This window comes from Paenibacillus sp. UASWS1643, from assembly GCF_008693195.1.
GTDB classification, from domain to species: Bacteria; Bacillota; Bacilli; order Paenibacillales; family Paenibacillaceae; genus Paenibacillus; species Paenibacillus amylolyticus_B.
Map to the genome: position 1 here is coordinate 117,081 of NZ_VXKZ01000100.1, position 17,453 is coordinate 134,533.

General features: G+C 49.2%; 17 protein-coding genes and 1 riboswitch. Of the genes, 13 read left to right on the forward strand and 4 right to left on the reverse strand.

Translation table 11 applies throughout. The annotated features are described in order from the left end of the window. Window positions 1–29 precede the first annotated feature (29 nt). Together FE296_RS08185 and FE296_RS08190 are read right to left on the reverse strand one after the other, a co-directional pair. A complete protein-coding gene (locus FE296_RS08185; RefSeq protein WP_150364696.1) occupies window positions 30–791 on the reverse strand; it encodes a MerR family transcriptional regulator in 762 nt (253 codons plus the stop codon). Window positions 792–807: 16 nt separating this feature from the next. Further along, complete coding sequence (locus FE296_RS08190; protein WP_150364697.1) at window positions 808–1,683, reverse strand: CPBP family glutamic-type intramembrane protease; 876 nt, start codon at window positions 1,681–1,683, stop codon at window positions 808–810. 177 nt (window positions 1,684–1,860) lie between these two features. Between FE296_RS08190 and FE296_RS08195 the strand changes: the two genes are divergently transcribed. From FE296_RS08195 to FE296_RS08205, 3 genes are all read left to right on the forward strand, one after another. Next, window positions 1,861–2,088 (forward strand): hypothetical protein, encoded by a 228-nt coding sequence (locus tag FE296_RS08195; RefSeq protein WP_017691180.1) that lies wholly within the window; start codon window positions 1,861–1,863, stop codon window positions 2,086–2,088. Window positions 2,089–2,167: 79 nt separating this feature from the next. Next, complete coding sequence (locus FE296_RS08200; protein WP_150364698.1) at window positions 2,168–2,728, forward strand: hypothetical protein; 561 nt, start codon at window positions 2,168–2,170, stop codon at window positions 2,726–2,728. A gap of 167 nt (window positions 2,729–2,895) precedes the next feature. Continuing rightward, window positions 2,896–3,324 carry a VOC family protein gene (locus tag FE296_RS08205; RefSeq protein ID WP_124118268.1) on the forward strand — a complete coding sequence of 143 codons (429 nt, stop codon included), beginning with the start codon at window positions 2,896–2,898 and terminating at the stop codon, window positions 3,322–3,324. A gap of 100 nt (window positions 3,325–3,424) precedes the next feature. Here FE296_RS08205 and FE296_RS08210 read toward each other — a convergent pair whose 3' ends face one another. Beyond that, entirely contained in the window at window positions 3,425–4,312 is an 888-nt protein-coding gene (locus tag FE296_RS08210) for a hypothetical protein (protein ID WP_223868816.1), read from the reverse strand. A 189-nt stretch (window positions 4,313–4,501) separates the two neighbouring features. On the opposite strand from FE296_RS08210, the gene ytxJ reads away from it, so the two are divergent. The 9 genes from ytxJ (at window position 4,502) to FE296_RS08255 (ending at window position 14,737) form a co-directional block, all read left to right on the forward strand. Continuing rightward, on the forward strand, window positions 4,502–5,041 hold the full coding sequence (gene ytxJ / locus FE296_RS08215) for a bacillithiol system redox-active protein YtxJ (RefSeq protein ID WP_223868810.1): 540 nt from the start codon (window positions 4,502–4,504) through the stop codon (window positions 5,039–5,041). Next, on the forward strand, window positions 5,017–5,301 hold the full coding sequence (locus tag FE296_RS08220; protein ID WP_150364700.1) for a hypothetical protein: 285 nt from the start codon (window positions 5,017–5,019) through the stop codon (window positions 5,299–5,301). The genes ytxJ and FE296_RS08220 overlap by 25 nt, the downstream gene beginning before the upstream one ends. Beyond that, a complete protein-coding gene (locus FE296_RS08225; protein ID WP_190945087.1) occupies window positions 5,298–5,399 on the forward strand; it encodes a potassium-transporting ATPase subunit F in 102 nt (33 codons plus the stop codon). Before FE296_RS08220 ends, FE296_RS08225 begins: the two co-directional genes overlap by 4 nt. A 58-nt stretch (window positions 5,400–5,457) precedes the next feature. Then, window positions 5,458–7,137, forward strand: a complete 1,680-nt coding sequence (kdpA, locus tag FE296_RS08230) for a potassium-transporting ATPase subunit KdpA (RefSeq protein WP_411860567.1) — start codon at window positions 5,458–5,460, stop codon at window positions 7,135–7,137. Window positions 7,138–7,345: 208 nt separating this feature from the next. Next, a complete protein-coding gene (gene kdpB / locus FE296_RS08235) occupies window positions 7,346–9,346 on the forward strand; it encodes a potassium-transporting ATPase subunit KdpB (protein ID WP_223868817.1) in 2,001 nt (666 codons plus the stop codon). Between the two features lie 101 nt (window positions 9,347–9,447). Continuing rightward, complete coding sequence (kdpC, locus tag FE296_RS08240) at window positions 9,448–10,008, forward strand: potassium-transporting ATPase subunit KdpC (protein ID WP_150364703.1); 561 nt, start codon at window positions 9,448–9,450, stop codon at window positions 10,006–10,008. A gap of 87 nt (window positions 10,009–10,095) precedes the next feature. Next, complete coding sequence (locus FE296_RS08245; RefSeq protein ID WP_150364704.1) at window positions 10,096–12,435, forward strand: histidine kinase; 2,340 nt, start codon at window positions 10,096–10,098, stop codon at window positions 12,433–12,435. A gap of 84 nt (window positions 12,436–12,519) precedes the next feature. After that, window positions 12,520–14,034 (forward strand): ATP-binding protein, encoded by a 1,515-nt coding sequence (locus tag FE296_RS08250; RefSeq protein ID WP_150364705.1) that lies wholly within the window; start codon window positions 12,520–12,522, stop codon window positions 14,032–14,034. A gap of 1 nt (window position 14,035) precedes the next feature. Beyond that, window positions 14,036–14,737, forward strand: coding sequence for a response regulator (locus FE296_RS08255; protein ID WP_150364706.1), 702 nt, complete (start codon window positions 14,036–14,038; stop codon window positions 14,735–14,737). Window positions 14,738–14,854: 117 nt separating this feature from the next. Here FE296_RS08255 and melA read toward each other — a convergent pair whose 3' ends face one another. Continuing rightward, window positions 14,855–16,156 (reverse strand): alpha-glucosidase/alpha-galactosidase, encoded by a 1,302-nt coding sequence (gene melA, locus FE296_RS08260; RefSeq protein ID WP_124118260.1) that lies wholly within the window; start codon window positions 16,154–16,156, stop codon window positions 14,855–14,857. A 204-nt stretch (window positions 16,157–16,360) separates the two neighbouring features. Here melA and FE296_RS08265 point away from each other — a divergent pair, with 204 nt between their 5' ends. Then, window positions 16,361–17,188: an AraC family transcriptional regulator gene (locus FE296_RS08265; protein ID WP_150364707.1), complete on the forward strand. Its 828-nt coding sequence runs from the start codon at window positions 16,361–16,363 to the stop codon at window positions 17,186–17,188. A 9-nt stretch (window positions 17,189–17,197) separates the two neighbouring features. Further along, a riboswitch (cobalamin riboswitch) is annotated at window positions 17,198–17,390 on the forward strand. Window positions 17,391–17,453 lie beyond the last annotated feature (63 nt).

The window sequence follows — 17,453 nt, forward strand, 5'->3', positions numbered from 1 at the left end:
GGATCAAGGGCCACTTTTCGAAGTGGCTCTTATTGTTGATCATCAGGATTCTGGACTGCCCATCGATCCAGGATCATTTCGATGTAACGCATGGTTTCCATTGTCATACCATATACACGAGCTGACTGATCATCCTCTGGGGTAATATAATCCCAATATTTTTCTGCCAATTCTGCATTCCCTTGAAAAGTCCTTTCAGCATAATCAGAGATTCGGATGGCCAGTAATCGTGAGGCTTCGGAATCCGGAGGTTCCATCTTGCATGTATGAATATCTTTAAGAATATCGGCCCATTCCATGGATAGTGAATTGTTCTGATTATTCAGAGGTAACGATTCCATTTCTTCAGGTGTAAAAACATCTTGACGGAACCTGCTCGGAGGCTGATCCAGTTCACGGATGAAACCCAACATCTCATCCAGACTGATTGTACCGGAGGCTCTGATGGCATATAGGGTTGAAAAAAGAAGATGCTCGACCTTGCTTAATCTCTCCTGCTGTTCCTTTACGACGGCCAGTTGTTGTTCCAACGTATTATTCCATAAAGTGAGGGTACTCTCTGGTTCGGAGCGAGCAGCATCCTGATCGAGGAATTCTCCAATCTCATTCAATTTAAAATGCATTTTCTTCAGAATGGTAATCTGCTGAAGCCGTAAAATATCCTTTTCACCATATAAACGATACTGATTGATCTCGTTACGGGCCGGTCGCAGTAAACCCAGCTTCTCATAATAATGCAGTGTTCGGATGGATACTCCAGTATGTTTGGATAGTTGTCCAACGGTATACAACAGGCAGAGCCCTCCCTCATGATTTATGTATTCTCCACCAGCGCCATGCATTGAGCACCGCCAGAATGATTCCACCGACGAAGATTATCATCATATACAAAATAAATATTTCGGCCAACCCATTATCTTGCGCAGTATAACTTAACAATGCCGGTCTATCACCTGGCACAACAACGAATCGGGCTACTTCCAGGTAAGCGATATGAAATCCGATGGAGGCCCATAAAGATCTGGTCAAACTGCGCAGGAGCTGTAATGTAATACCATAGGTCAAGAGCAGGATCATATAATCCAGGGTTATCCGGTTTCCGGCATCCATACCGACGAGCTCTTGCAATAGGCTGACACTCATCGGAACCAGCAGAAAGAGTATGATTTGAGTTACATAAGCGAAAAACACAGGAAGTCGCAGTCTGAAGCGTAATCCATCATAGACCATGCCTCGCATAGATAGTTCCTCTGGCAAAGCTTCATACAAGAAAGCAATACAACTATTAAGTACGACAGCAAGCAAGAACTCGGCTGAAAAGTGCCACTCCGTAATCGTAATCCAGTTGTTCATACTAGCTATCGCTAACCCAATGAAGGCCAGAGAAGTGGCAAAAAATGCGCCAGAGAGCAAGTGAATTATGCTTTTTCCTGTCAGAGGAAGAAGAACGGACTTCATATGGAAGTGTCTTCGAATGACGAATAGTAAGGGCAAGACGATACTAATAATGACAACAGCTTGGGTGAGATGAACCATCCAATCAGCAGCACCAATAGTGCTGACAAACTCCCCTGCGAGTGTAGCAAAAAACAGACCCAATGTCATCGTCAACCAACTCAATCCGATAATGGCTATTCCACTGCTGCGTCGTTTCTTGGTTACATGTTCAGGTGACATACTCATGCTAATCCCCTCCTGAAGCCAGTATAAACCCTCGAGTTAGCGTCAGGGTCAAGCAGGAAATATGCCTATCAGAATATGGTTCTGCGCAAGGATTAAGTTACGAGCAGCACAAGTGTGGTATACTGGATATATTCAGCCTGATAATAACTGGCTATGGATAGGAGATGTCACTGATCTATGCAGGTATTCGAGGACTGGAATCAGAAAGTAAAGAGGACGTTTAATGCTACGAACCCCGAGGTAGTGTTGACGGTATCGGAAGCTGGAAGTTTGCTTGGTTTGACCAAAGACCAGATGAAACTGTACGTGGACAAGAACAAACTAACGAAGGTCCCGATCATGAGAAGTGTTCACCGATACCTCTTATTGAAAAGTGAAATAGATAACATCGTTCAAGCTCGATAACTTCATAGGATTGAACACAACCATTTTACCGATAGGATTCGGGAGAGTGGTCTTTTTTTTATCGGAAAGGAGACGGAACGTGCTGAATAAAGTGTCAAATTGGTTCTATCAGCGGGTGAATTGGAAATGGGTTGCAGCTTCGGTTGTTGTATTTGCTTGTTTTATTACATTCATTCTGCCCTGGCAGGCGGCAAAGTCGGAGGAGGCCACAGGTGGTGGTCAGTCCCCGGATTCCTCTTTTTTGTACACTGCGGATGATCTTTATCAGATGGCTGAGCAGTATGGAGAAGCAGGGCGGAGCGCCTATATCTATGCACGGTTCACATTTGACCTCATATGGCCGTTGGCCTATCTGTTGTTACTGGTCGTTCTGTTATCAGTACTCTATCGCGTGCTTCCGGTGAAGAGTCGCTGGCGCTGGGCGAATCTTATTCCAGTCTTAGGTTGGGTTATGGATATGCTTGAAAATATAGGTGCGTCTCTGATCATGTATCGTTATCCTGAACGTACGCCTGTGCTTGCTGAACTCACTCCGATATTTACCTTGTTGAAATGGTGTCTGATCTATGCCAGTTTTGCAGCACTGGTTCCGGGTGTTCTGATCAGTATTCTCTACTATATACGCAAGCGAAAGAACTAGTGGAGAGAGGGATGGATTAAGAATATGATGGTAACCCTAATCGTGTAAAAGTCCGCAGAGATGAGTGCAGAAATATATGCTTGTCAAAGGACAACCTGTTCATATATACTCATGTCGCAAGTGGCGTGAATCGTATAATTACATGAGCCCAAGGAGATGAAGAACGCATGTCGATCAGCTTGAATGTGTATCTGATAACAGACGGTAATGGACGTGAAGCGGTAGATTTTTATCAAAAGGCATTTGGAGCGGAAGTGCTCGCGCTTCAAACATTTGGTGACGGTCCATCTGACCCGAATCATCCCATCCCGCCAGAAGCGAAAGACCGTATTATGCATGCTTCTTTGCAGATTGGCAGCTCGGTATTAATGTTGTCCGACACATTTCCAGGCATGCCGTACACCATAGGTAATCATGTTAGTATTACTGTGAACACGGATACTGTGGATGAAGCCAAAGCTATTTTCAGCCAACTGGAAGATGGCGGCGTAGTGGAAATGGCGATACAAGAGACGTTCTGGAGTCCAGCCTACGGCACGGTTGTCGACAAATTCGGCGTACATTTTCAGATCAGTGCTAAACCGGGACAAGCTTAAGAGCGTACTCTTCGCTAATATAGCCTACAAACGGCAAAACCTCCGCGATCTGCTTTGAGCAGTTCTGGAGGTTTTTTGTTTTTCCCTATACGGCGTGGGATTACCCTTCCTTCTGAATTTTGGAAGGGTTGTTGATTTTATAAGGAACCGGGTTACGTGTCAGCTTCTTCTTGATGATTTTGGCTTCAAACGTGATAACGTCTCCCACTTCCAGTTCTTGTTTCTTAACAGTAGCACTGTGGCTCGACCAGGCTTCCCCAACGTCGATGACATCTGGCTCCGTGATGGTAACTGCTTCATAGATGATGACTTCATCGTCATTGTCAGAGAAGTGATTCGGTACGGTGGTGAATTCTTTGACAACGGCACTCATCTTCACTTTACCTTCGGGCAGATCAATCTTAACGCTCTTAGCTTTGCTCGCTGTTTTGGCTTTAGGTTTGGCTTCACTGGCTGCCCCGGACTGAGGTCCAACATACTCTTCTACTAGTCCATCCGGATCACCCTTCAGCCCCGAGGAGAATTCATCTGTGTCCGTGTCGTCCGAATCATCCAGATCCGCCGGAATTTCATCCGGATTAACCAGGGCATCTGGAGTTGACGTAACATCAGCAGAGACTGGTGCGACTGTATCCGAAGTTGTCGATTCTGTGCTTCGATCTGACCCGGCATTACTTATGCTTCTGGCGCTGTAACTGGACGCTTGCATTTCCTTCAGATACGACGGGTGAATGCAATGTTTTTGTCCATTATCCAGTTGAATAACGGCTGCCATGTGATCGACATATCCAATGATGGTGCACGGCATGTTTAATCCGTTTCCTTTATAATAGAACGTTTTGAGTTTGGTCGCTTTACCAGAAAGCAGGCCCCACTCCTGACATTTCTCAATCAGCTCATCTTCGTTATCCAGCGCAATAAAATCCTGTGGTTCAATCATAAACGCGTATGTCATATGGAATTTCCGCCCTTCCAATCCATTCTTCATGTTCATCGTTTCCAAATTACAACCAGTGTATCACAAATGAGCATTTTGCATAAATCGAAACGCTGAAATCTATACTCGGAGATGAAGATTATCAAAGCCTGCCCACAGAGGCCTATGCTATAATTTGATCAGAATGTAAGGTGAGAAGATATAGCCATGATATACATATTTCGTGAAGGGAAGATCTGTATGGATAAAAAGGTGAATCATCAAGCCGTATGGCTTGCTATAGGTGTTGCCATGGGAGTCAGCATTGGTACGGCTACACAGCAGCTTGGACTCGGGATTGCTTTTGGCTTGGCACTTGGCATTGTGATTGGTTCGGTGGCTAGCAAACGTGCAGGGTCAGACTCGGAACATATGCTCAGCGAACATGTCCGTGAATTGCATAAACCAGATGACTGGGAAGACGCGCTGCATCGCTCGCAGGATCATCCGGTGCTTATCCTGAAACACAGCACAACTTGTCCGACCAGTGCGAGAGCGTACAGAGAGTTTATGGCGTTTGTAGGCACCAATGCATCAGATCCCAAACAACCTATGGACTACCGCATCGTCAAAGTGATTGAAAATCGCTCGTTGTCCCGCCATATTGCGGAAGAGACAGAGGTTCACCATGAGTCACCCCAGGTACTTCTGCTCGATCAGGGACAAGTCGTCAAACATACCTCACATGGCAAAATTACAAAAAAGAGATTATTGCAGTGGGTACAGAATCCATTTGGATAAATGGTAAACCTTATAAACCCGTTCTTTTCAGCCTATTGCTGAGGAGAGCGGGTCTTTTTTACGCTTTTTTTACACCTGTGGAGGCATTTCTTTACCCCTTTTTTACAGCGTTTCGTATTACGATTTTACATGTAGCAGGTGCAGAGAACGGTAGAGAGAGGGAGGAAGGGCGCATGGTGAATGATGCCACGATGATAGGATTGGTTGTGCTGCTGTTTGCGGTGTTTTGGGGATTTGTGAAATTTTGCGAAAAGGCTTGAGGGTAGAGAGGGGGAGCGGAATGATTGTCATCGGCATGATTGTACTCGCACTGGTGATCTATCTCGGTTATGTGCTGGTGAAGCCAGAGGAATTCTGATGCTGACGATGTGCGTAATGCGGAACAAGGGAACGTTGAATAGGGAGGAAATGCGGATATGGGTATCGGTGTAGTGCAAGTAGCAGTGACGCTGCTGATCATCCTGCTGCTGGTGAAACCGGTGGGAAAATATGTAGTGAACGTGTTCGACGGACAGCGAACGGGGCTGGATCGGGTTTTTGGCGGGCCGGAGCGACTGCTCTATCGAGTGATGGGGGTACGGGAGAACGAGTCCATGGGGTGGAAAAAGTACCTCATGGCCGTTCTCCTCTCCAACTTTGTAATGTTGATATTGATGTTTCTGGTGCTGCGACTGCAAAAATATTTACCCCTCAATCCGGATGGGATCGGCAATATGCCAGCGGCGCAAGCATTTAATACGGCCGTTTCGTTCATGACCAACACGAACTGGCAGTCGTATACGGGCGAGAACGCCCTGTCGTACCTGTCACAGATGCTGGCGGTGACGTTCCCGATGTTTACGTCGGCAGCGACGGGTTTCGCGGTAGCCATTGCGTTCATTCGTGGGCTGGTAGGCCGCCGGGATGAACTGGGGAACTTTTACGTCGACCTTGTACGGTCGATTACGAGGATTTTTTTACCGCTGAGCTTCATCGTGGCCTTGTTTCTGGTGTTCCAGGGTGTGCCTCAGACGCTCGCGGGAGCGGTGAACGCAACGACGCTCGAAGGCGCGCAGCAGACCATTACACGTGGATTGGTCGCCTCACTGGAGTCGATCAAACACATTGGCACCAACGGTGGTGGCTGGTTTGGAACCAATGCTGCACATCCATTCGAGAATCCGACGGCCCTGAGCAATCTGGTGCATATCGTTTGCATGATGCTGTTGCCTACTGCACTGGTATACGCCTTCGGCTTGATGGTCAATAACCGGAAGCAGGGTTGGGCATTGTTCGCAGCGATGAGTTTTCTTTTCCTTGTGATGTTGACCACCGTATTTGTCTCCGAATATCGCGGTGTACCCGCGTTGGATGCAGCAGGTCTGCAGGGCAATATGGAGGGGAAAGAGGTCAGGTTCGGCATACCCGAATCGGCTTTATTCACAGCAGTCACGACGGCGGCCACAACAGGTTCGGTCAACAATATGCACGAGTCGCTCACTCCACTTGGAGGCATGGTATCACTGGCTCAGATGATGCTCAACAATGTGTTTGGCGGCAAAGGGGTAGGGCTGATCAACGGACTGTTGTATGTGATTCTGGCTGTGTTTATCTGTGGATTGATGGTAGGACGCACACCTGAGTTTCTGGGCAAAAAAATCGAGGGCAGAGAAGTGAAGCTCGCATCCATCGCCTTGCTCATTCATCCTTTGATTATTCTTGCGCCAACGGCACTCGCACTTATGCGGCCTGAAGCTGTTGCGTCCATCTCGAACGGGGGTATGCATGGCCTGACCGAAGTTCTCTATGCTTTTGCCTCGGGTGCAGCCAATAATGGATCGGCCTTTGCCGGACTGAATGCCAATACAGACTTTTACAACATCGCGATTGGTATCGTTATGCTGCTCGGAAGGTACGTTTCCATGATCGCCATGCTCGCTATCGCGGGTTCACTTGCTACGAAACGGGTTGTACCTGTAACTACAGGTACATTGCGGACACATACACCTCTCTTTGCTGGCATTCTGGTCATGATGATTGTTGTTGTCGGCGCACTCACATTCTTCCCTTCACTTGCCCTTGGACCGATCGCAGAACACTTGGCAATGATTCTATGAGGGATACGACAGGGGCTCTACAGAGAAATTGGTGTATCGACGTAACGTATGGAGGTGGCAGTGCACGATGAATGCAGTCGAACGAAAGAAGGAGCAGACGATGCAACACATGGATACAGAAATGTTTAGAACGAAGGGCAATGAGCCGGATAACAACCGCGGTAATATTCAACGTGATCCCGGATCGAAACGGTCGTTAAGCAAGGATATGATACTTCAGGCTTCACTCGATGCGTTCAAAAAGCTAAATCCGGTGGTCATGATCAAAAATCCGGTCATGTTTATTGTCGAGGTGGGTACATTCATTACGCTCTTATTATGCATTAATCCCGATCTCTTCACCGCATCCGAGGCTGGGCGCGGGTACAATATCGCCGTATTTTTCATTTTGCTGTTCACGCTGCTGTTCGCTAACTTCGCGGAGGCACTTGCAGAAGGAAGAGGTAAGGCGCAGGCGGATACGTTACGCAAGACGAAGTCGGACACTATGGCCAATCTTGTGCAGAAGGATGGAACGGTTAGACAAGTGTCTTCGACCCAGTTGAAAAAAGGCGATATGGTACGTGTGGAAGTCGGTGAACTGATCCCGACGGACGGTGAGATTATGGAGGGCTTGGCCTCTATTGATGAATCGGCCATTACGGGAGAATCTGCCCCGGTCATCAAGGAAGCGGGAGGCGATTTTTCGTCGGTTACCGGAGGCACACGTGTCGTGTCCGATTACATCGTCATGCGTGTTCAGACCGATCCGGGTGAGTCATTCCTTGACCGGATGATCTCTCTGGTTGAGGGTGCACAGCGCCAGAAAACACCCAATGAAATTGCGCTGACAACCCTGCTCGCCGTATTAACGCTGATCTTCCTGATCGTCATACTCACAATGGTTCCGATGGCGAATTACCTGGGTATTCGACTGGATCTGGCGACCCTGATTGCACTGCTCGTCTGCCTGATCCCAACAACAATTGGTGGGCTATTGTCCGCCATTGGTATTGCCGGGATGGACCGTGTTACGCAGTTCAATGTGCTCGCCATGTCAGGTAAAGCGGTGGAAGCAGCCGGGGATATCGACACGTTGATTCTGGACAAAACAGGAACGATCACATACGGAAACCGCTTGGCATCTGAGTTTATTCCTGTTCTGGGCATTACTTCGTCAGAGATGACGCAAGCTGCTTTACAGGCTTCTGTGCGAGACGAGACCCCGGAAGGGCGTTCTGTTGTAGAACTGGCAGGCAAACAAGGCCAGAGCTGGCCTGAGACGGAGTATGCACATACGGAAAATGTGGAATTCACGGCAGAGACCCGGATGTCCGGTCTCAATCTGAGTAGCGGAATGAAGATCCGCAAAGGTGCGGTAGATGCGATCAAAAGATATATCACTTCCGAAGGAGGCCGTATACCGGGGGATCTGGATGAGATCGCAAATCGAATTGCAAAGGCTGGGGGTACGCCGCTTGCTGTAGCTATCGATGAACGCATCTACGGTGTGATCTATCTGAAAGACACTGTGAAGCCAGGGCTGAAAGAGAAGTTCGCCGAGATGCGCGCCATGGGGATCAAGACCATTATGTGTACAGGCGACAATCCGTTAACCGCAGCGACCATAGCGCTGGAAGCGGGCGTGGATGATTTTATTGCCGAAGCGAAGCCCGAGGACAAGATTGCGGCGATCAAAAAAGAGCAGCAGGAGGGCAAACTCGTCGCCATGACGGGCGACGGTACCAACGATGCTCCTGCTCTTGCGCAGGCCGATGTGGGCCTGGCGATGAATTCGGGCACCATGGCGGCCAAAGAAGCGGCGAATATGATTGACTTGGATTCCGACCCGACCAAGCTATTGTCGGTCGTCTCCATTGGCAAGCAGCTGCTGATTACACGCGGTGCGCTCACAACCTTTTCGATATCCAATGATATTGCGAAATATTTTGCCATCATCCCAGCCATGTTCATTCTCGCCATGCCGCAGCTTCAGGCACTGAATATTATGAATCTGGCTTCACCGCAGTCTGCAATCCTGTCGGCGCTGATCTTCAACGCGATTATTATTCCGCTGCTTATTCCCATTGCGATGAAAGGTGTCAAGTATCGGGCGATGTCAGCCGAGAGGCTGCTTGGTCGCAATGTGTTCATCTATGGCGTAGGTGGTGTGATTGTACCTTTTATCGGCATTAAGCTCATTGATATGGTTCTGTCGGGGATTCTTTGAGAAAACGATGTGATCTCGAAACTTTGAACTAAAGCATGATACACCGCAATGTTTAGCGAAATTCTCCTTTTATCCTAATAAGAATTCAGGAAGTGATCTGTATGAACATGTTCTTACCCGCCGTACGGCTATCCGTCGTGCTCATGTTGATCTGCGGTCTAATCTACCCGCTTGTAACAACTGGCGTAGCCCAACTTCTCTTCCCTGGGCAGGCGAACGGCAGTCTGATTACGCAAGATGAGAAAATCATCGGCTCGTCACTGCTGGCGCAGGAAATTCAATCGCCAGGGCTGTTCCAGCCCCGGGCATCAAATGCTGGTTATGACCCAACGGCTTCAGCCGGTTCGAATCGCGCCGTAGCTTCGGAGGAGTATATCAGCGAGATAAAAGAAAAGATTGCTCAGCTCCAGCAGGAAAACCCGGGATTGAAGCGGATCCCTGCTGATCTCGTGACGGGTTCAGGCTCTGGACTTGATCCGGATCTCTCTCCCGAAGCCGCTGAGGCACAGATCCCACGTATTAGCGAAGCTACGGGGCTTAGTGAACAGCAACTTGTGCAACTTGTAGATGAGCATACGGAAGGTCGTCAGATGGGTATATTCGGAGAACCGCTTGTGAATGTAACGGCTCTGAATCTGGCGCTGACAGCAGAAATGAACTAACGAACATATTAGCCTGCTCACGATATATAGGGAGGGGCTTTCTCCATTTTTTTCATCCTATTTTTAAAGGAAAGGGGGAGAGGACGGATGGAAGACAGCTTCAAGCGCAAGTCACCGGAAGAGATGCTGAAGATGATTACGAAGCTGCAGCAGGGTACGCTCAAAATCTACATCGGCCCAGTCAGTGGATCGGGCAAAACGTATCACATGCTGCGGGAAGGGAACACGTTACGCCAGCAGGGCATTGATGTGGTCATCTGTGCCGTGTCCACGATGCGCAGACCGGAAACGGTGGAGCAACTTGGCGCACTCGAAAGGATTCCAAGCATTCACTGGGTGCGCCAGAGTGATGATGTAGAGATGAAGGATCTGAACTTGGATGCACTAATGGCGCGTAATCCGGAAGTTGTGCTGGTGGATGGTTTGGCACATCGCAACAGAGAAGGCGCTCGCTATGCTACCCGACTGGAGGACATTCAGTTTTTGCTCCGAAACAACATCAGTGTCATGACAACGGTGAATGTGTATGAGCTGGAAGGCTATACCGAGCTGGCACGACAACTTACAGGGATCGCAGCAGAACATACGGTACCCGCGGATACACTGGAACTTGCGGATGAAGTCAAGCTGATTGACGTCACGCCGGAAACGATACTGAGCCGTCTGGCAGAAGGTCATCTGAAGGGGCATGAGGGAGAAGCTGTATTTCGTCAAGGTAATCTGGGTATTCTGCGCGAACTGGCCCTGAGGTTGGTGGCAGAAGGGGTGAATGAATCCTTGCGTGAGCATCGGGAGGAGATGGGAATTACCGTCACAACAGGCATCATGGAGCGGATTCTGGTGTCCACGCAATATCATTGGAACGGCTCCATCTATATCCGGCGTGGGCAACAGATTGCCAAACGGCTGAATGGTGATTTGTGCGCCGTGGTTTTCCGGAATAGGAAGCAGTCATTAACAAAGGAGGCAATCGTATTTCGGCGCAATATGATCAAGCTGGTGGAGAAGTTTGGCGGCCATATGGAGGAGTTATCTATATTACACCGTCGCAATATCCCGTCTACGCTGGCGCGTTACGCAATGGAGCACCAGATTACCCGGATTGTGATGGGACACTCCCGGCGTACGCGCTGGCAGGAACTGTGGCAGGGGTCCGTTGTTAACTCACTGCTGCGCAGATTACATGGTGTTGATCTGTTTCTGGTTGCTGATCGAGCGGCCCGGGAGGGTGAACGTGTGGTTCCGGCTAAAGTTAACGATGTGGAGTCGCTGACATACCGCAGACTAAGCGAGCAGGAAATGAAGGAACAGATTGGCCAGATTCAGCGCGGCACATTCAAAATATATATCGGAGCCGCGCCCGGTGTAGGTAAAACCTACATGATGCTTCGGGAAGGCAATGATTTGCTCCGCAAGGGCATCGATGTGCAGATCGGCTTGCTGGAGACACATGGACGGGCAGAAACCGTGGAGCAGATGGGCAACCTGTCTGTGATCCCTCGCGCGAAGCGCGTTTATCAGGAAACTCGTCTGGAAGAGATGGACACAGAGGCCATTCTGCATCTTTGCCCAGAAGTGGTGCTTGTGGATGAACTGGCACATACGAATGTACCCGGGAGTGTCCGGCAAAAGCGTTATGAAGATGTCCTGCTCCTGCTGAATGCAGGCATCTCGGTGATTACCACAATGAACGTACAGCATCTCGAAAGTCTAAATGATGCCGTTGAACATATTACAGGTGTTCGTGTCCGCGAGACCGTACCCGATCGGATCATTCAGATGGCGGATGAGGTGCAGCTGATTGATGTGGCACCCCAGGCCTTGCGGCAGCGCATGAGGGAGGGTAAAATCTATGCAACTGCCAAGGTCGAGCAAGCCCTTGTGAATTTCTTCAAAATCGGTAATTTGATTGCCTTGCGAGAACTTGCCCTGCGCGAACTGGCGGACGATGTCGATGAACGGCTTGAAACACAGCAGGCTAAAATTACACTTCGAGGACCTTGGCGCAGACAGGAAGCGGTCTTTGTATGTGTAAGCAGTGATCGTCATGCCGAGCGGCTGATCCGGCGCGGATTCCGCATGGCTTATCGTCTAAAAGCCATCTGGCATGTACATCATATCCACATCGGCGAGTCCATGAGTGACGAAGTGAAGTGCCATCTGGAAGCGTTGGAGCAGCTGACGATTCGGCTTGGTGGTCAATTTCATATTCATCACAGTCCAAGACTGCGCAATGTACCTGAGATTTTGGCAATAAAGGCATCGGAGGCGAGAGCAACCCAGTTGGTTGTCGGGCAGGCAAGACGGGTGTGGTGGCTGAATGGCTACCGCGGCTCAGGTTCGGTGGTCAACCGACTTGTACGGTTGTCGCGGCATCTGGATGTATTAATCGTTGCAGATTACGATTATGAACTGAGCGGGATGTGAATGGATATTGTCTGAACGAATAAAAAAGAAACGCAGGCATCCCATGGGAAACGGGTTCCTGCATATGTATGGGTGACCCTCGCGGTGACGCTGCTAACTTTGCTGCTTCATGCCATCGGCATGAGTGGTGATCTGGTGAATGTAGCGCTTATATACCTGTTTCCCGTACTTGTGAGTGCTGTGTATTGGGGAATGGGGCCAGCTGTATATGCCGCGAGTTTTAGCGTCATTATGTTTGACTTCTTTTTTGTACCGCCATATTTGAGCTTTACGGTTGAAGACTTGAGATATCTCATCTCCTTTGTTGTATATCTTGCGGTGGCGATTCTGACGGCGAGTCTTGCCGGTCGATTGAGACAACAACTGGAGATGGTAAAAGCACGTGAGGCCACAACTAACTCCCTGTACGCATTGAGTCGTCAGATGACAGCTATTACGGATCTGAATACGTTGCTGTTTAACATTGCAACCCAAGTATCGCTTACCCTGGGTAAGCCCGCGGCAGTGTATCTTCCGGATGGGCAGGGGGATCTGCTGGTTACAAGCTCTTCTGCACCCGAATCAGAAGGGGAAAAGGGTGGCTGGGGAGATGGAGAGTCGGAGATTGCCATTGCCAAATGGGTATATCATCACGGACAGCTCGCTGGTAAAGGATCATCTACTCTGCGGGAATCTCCCGGACTTTACGTGCCGCTACGCACAGAGGAGCAGATTCATGGCGTGCTTGCTGTGAGCATGGACGCTGATGAGGTTCATGAGCAGCAAGAACAGCTTCGTTTGCTAGAAGCATGCGGAGGACTGGCCGCAGGTGCCATTGCCCGAGTGAAGCTGGCTGAAGAGGCCCGATTGGCGCAGATCACTGCCGAATCGGAGCGCATACGCACAGCGCTGCTGGACTCTGTCTCTCATGAATTGCGTACGCCCCTAACTGCCATTATCGGCTCGGCTACGGGATTGTTGGAGAATGATACTCTTTTTACATCCGAGGATCGGAGAGAATTAACTGGCAACATTCGGGATGGAGCCTTGCGCATGAATCGTCTCGTCACGAATCTGCTGGGTATGGTTCGGCTGGAGAGCGGCATGTTGCAACTGAACCGGAAATGGTGTGACGTGGGGGACATGATCAGCGTTGTATTGACACAGGTTCGGGAATTCAGTCCGCATCGTAACATTCAAGTTGAACTGCCTGATGATCCGGCCTTCATCTACGGAGATGAAGTATTGCTGGAGCAGGTACTGGTCAATATCGTCAGCAACGCCATCAAATATTCGCCTGATGAGAGCCAGATTGTTATCACTGTGGCGAGTGATAAGAGTTCAAGTCAATTGACGATCTGGGTAGCTGATCAAGGCATCGGTATACCGGAGGCAGAAAGAATACGTATATTTGATAAGTTCTATCGCTCGGAGTCTACTCAGCATGTCACAGGAACGGGGCTTGGTCTGGCAATCTGCAAAGGAATTGTGGAGGTCCACGGAGGTACCATATTAGCAGAGCCGAATTCGGGCGGGGGAACGAGAATGCGCATAGATATCCCCATGGAGGCTCACGGACCGCGGTTTCCCTATTCAGAACAAGGAGAGGTTGAAGGATAACATGAACGCAACACTAGGGGCTCGCATACTGGTGATCGATGATGAGCCGCAGATTCGCAAATTGCTCAAGGTCACCCTTCAGGCACACCAATTCGAACTCCTCGAGTGTGGGGATGGCGAAGAGGGCGTTATTCAGGCCAGTATTGTACATCCGGATCTGATCATCCTTGATCTTGGTTTGCCAGGCATGTCTGGCATGGAGGTGCTTCGCCGGATTCGTGAATGGTCACAGGTGCCAATTATTGTGCTGACAGCGAAGGATCAGGAGGGAGACAAAATTGCCGCGTTGGATGGTGGTGCAGATGATTATGTGACCAAACCATTCGGAATGGGTGAGTTGGTCGCCCGTATTCGAGTGGCGCTTCGTCATGTAGCCAAAACGACGGATGAGCCAATACTACGCTTCGGATCACTCACGATTGATCTGGCCCAAAGGCAGGTGGAACTGGAGGGGACTTTGGTCAAATTAACCCCAACGGAATATGAGATGCTGAAGGTGCTCGCCTCGAATGCGGGGAAGATCATCACCCAGCGTCAGCTTTTGCAGCAAGTATGGGGAGGGCATCATCATGAGTCCGACAGCCATTATCTTCGGGTATATGTGGGACATCTGCGTAAAAAATTAAATGAAGATCCAACGAATCCGCGATATATTCAGACGGAGCCTGGCATTGGTTATCGCTTTTTGCTCCCTGCCGAATGAAGTTTAAGGGAGCAAGACATTCCTTAACCATGATGTGATTCACCATTCAGCGGGTGAGCACTATGGAACGAACAAAGCACCGTCCCCTTTAACAGCAAAGGAAACGGTGCTTTTGTATTATGACGTGTATTTTGGCAACCAGTCGCCGTGAGCCTCAATCAACTCATCACACATCGCTACGATGTCATCGATAGACAGCTCGGCAGCCGTGTGTGGATCAAGCATGGCGGCATGATAGATATGTTCTTTTTTGCCAGTGATTGCCGCTTCAATTGTCAGCAGTTGCGTGTTGATGTTTGTCCGGTTCAATGCCGCGAGTTGTGGAGGCAGATCCCCAATGTACGTAGGGCTGATCCCTGATCCATCGACCAGACAAGGTACCTCGACACATGCCTCACGCGGCAGGTTTGTAATCAGTCCGTTGTTCATGACGTTGCCGCCAATCTTGTAAGGGGTATTCGTCTCCATCGCTTCAATAATATGCGATGCGTATTCACGGCTGCGGGTATGTTCAATATTTTCGCTGGCAAACAGCTTGGTACGCATTTCTTTCCAGCCTTCAATCTGGTTCACACAGCGGCGTGGATACTCATCCAGTGGAATATTGAAGCGTTCAATCAGCTCCGGGTAATTCCGTTTGATGAAGTAAGGATGGTACTCGGCATTGTGCTCGGAGGATTCCGTTACATAATAGCCAAAACGCTGCATCAGCTCAAAACGAACCATGTCGTCATGCTGTTCCTTCTGTTTTTCCTTCGCCAGACGTTTAATCTCGGGGTACAGATCCTGCCCGTCTTTTGTTACTTCGAGCAGCCACGCCATGTGGTTGATCCCTGCAATCTTCGCCACGACACCTGTCTGATCGATCCCCAGTGCATCAAACAGATGCGGTACACATACCTGTACACTATGACACAATCCTACGGTTTTGATCCCACCATGTACATTCATGACGTTGGTAAGCACAGCCATCGGGTTGGTGTAGTTCAGGAACCACGCATCCGGACATACTTCCTGCATATCTCGGGCGAAATCCAGCATAACAGGAATCGTACGCAGATTACGGAAAATTCCGCCGATGCCGAGTGTATCTGCAATTGTTTGACGCAATCCGTATTTCTTCGGAATCTCGAAGTCTGTAATGGTACATGGATCATATCCACCGACCTGGATAGCGTTGATGACATATTTGGCCCCGCGCAGCGCTTCTTTGCGGTCATGATATACGTTCACAACGCAACGGCTTCCGAGTGAACGGGCCAGACTGGTCAGCAAACGCTCTGAATCGCTCAGACGTTCAGCATCGATATCAAACAATGCCAACTCAAAATCCTGCAGTGCTTCGGTCATCATGACATCACCCAATACATTTTTGACAAAGACGGTGCTTCCCGCACCGAGAAACGTAATTTTGTTCATCTTAAGTTCAGCCTCCCTGAAAAATGTTGTACCCCAACTATAGGCCGATTCGGCATATATAACTATGGCTCAACCCCTCTCAAACATGGCATAATCCCATTTTTGTTTCCGTTTTCAACTAATAATGTTGTGCTTTAGCTGTTATAATTTAATTAGACATACAGATGGTGAACCTGGGAAGGAAACAAGGAGGGAGGGCATAAAATGAGAAAAATAGAGATGAATGTGGTTCCCGCAGGCTGGACACAGATGGAGCTGATGTTGTTGTTTTTTGGGTGGGAGGCATGTGACCCTGCGCATTATTGGGGACCGGGTGTACGTGATTCTTACATTGTGCACTACATCCATGAAGGACGGGGCACCGTGTACATGGGGGATCAGGAGTACAAGCTTAGCGAGGGACAGGGTTTTATCATTTTCCCGGACACGCTTATTCATTATGAGGCAGATCCGCAGGAGCCCTGGACGTATTCGTGGTTTGGTTTTAAAGGCGTACAAGCCAAAGCATTCATGCAACGTGCCCAATTGAGCCCGGAGCGACCGGTGTATGATGCCCAGGATACAAATACGATGGAACAATTGTATACGGAGTTGGTCCAGGCTTCTACGCGTCCGGGAGGCGATGTGATGAATCAGAGTCTCTTGTACCGCTTGATGGCAGAATTAATCTCTTCTTCACCTGTGGAGGAAGAGATAGGGCAGCTCCTTTCGAACAAAGAAACGTACATCCGGCAGGCGGTGCAGTTTATGGAGAACAGGTACAGTCAGCGAACTTCCATTCTGGATATTGCCCAAGCTGTGGGGCTGGATCGCACGTATCTATCAGGATTGTTCAAAGAGCGATATGGCATGTCGCTACAGTCCTTTTTTCTGGAGTACCGCATGAATAGGGCTGCCGAACTTCTTCAGAATCCAGGGCTGTCGGTCAGTGAAGTGGCCCATTCTGTTGGTTATACGGACCCATTACTGTTTTCCAAGATGTTCAAGCGAGTGACGGGTGTATCTCCAAAGGGTTCGAGAATTGGCAGTTAGAGGTATGTAATTGAATATGTGGAACTTGGTGCTTTGCCCGTCAGGGTGGAAGCTTAATAGGGAAATCCGGTGTAATACCGGCGCGGTCCCGCCACTGTAACAGAGGAGTCAGGTAGTGATAATCCACTGGTTTAAGCCGGGAAGGAGCTGCAAGTGACGATGAGTCTGGAGCCAGGAGACCTGCCGTTTAACAAACACAGTAGTACCCTACGGGAGATAGGAAGGTGTTTAGAGAGCATGATTTTTTCTGAAAATCTGCTTATTT